General features: G+C 46.8%; 1 protein-coding gene. It reads right to left on the reverse strand.

Features of this window, described 5'->3' with window-relative positions:
- Positions 1-567 (reverse strand): PDZ domain-containing protein (locus tag A3756_RS04450; RefSeq protein ID WP_197481161.1); only part of this gene is annotated, 567 nt, incomplete at its 3' end.
- Between the last annotated feature and the right edge of the window lie 36 nt (positions 568-603).

Raw genomic sequence — 603 nt, forward strand, 5'->3', positions numbered from 1 at the left:
CATCTTCTTGATCGCGTTAAGTGTCATAACACAATCAGCCCAAACTTGTTCACTCGCCTGCATCAGGGATTCAAGAGGACCGTAGCTTATCGTTCTTATCATCTCTTTCGGGTAAGTAAAGGGCTGAACACTGACTCCTAAACGACCAACCGAGGCACCGTCTTCACGTATAAATACTTCTGGTCTAAGTGACAGAGTCTCGACAATAAGCCCATTGTTTTCTCCACTCCTCTCAACCTTAACGACAACATCTTTTTCAGCAGAGACTTTGATTACATCGACAAAAGCAAACCAGTCTTCAATAACTTTACCGCCGGCCTCAATTACTTTATCGCCCGCTTTTAAGCCACCCTGTTCAGCCGGACTATCGGCTAAGACACTCCCCATTACTGCGGGAACAGGCGGCTTTAATGGGTGGACACCTAAGTCCTTAAGCAGTCCATGTGGCTCACGGTCCAACATCCAGTTTTCAACACTTAATGTATAACCATCAGCAGTGTCACTAGCACCAGCCTTAGCGAATAATTCAATATCACCGCTGTCGCCGATACGGTTCACTAAAGCCATACTGACAGAGCGCCAACTCAGAGTATCTCGCCCATC

The organism is Oleiphilus sp. HI0086, from assembly GCF_001635225.1.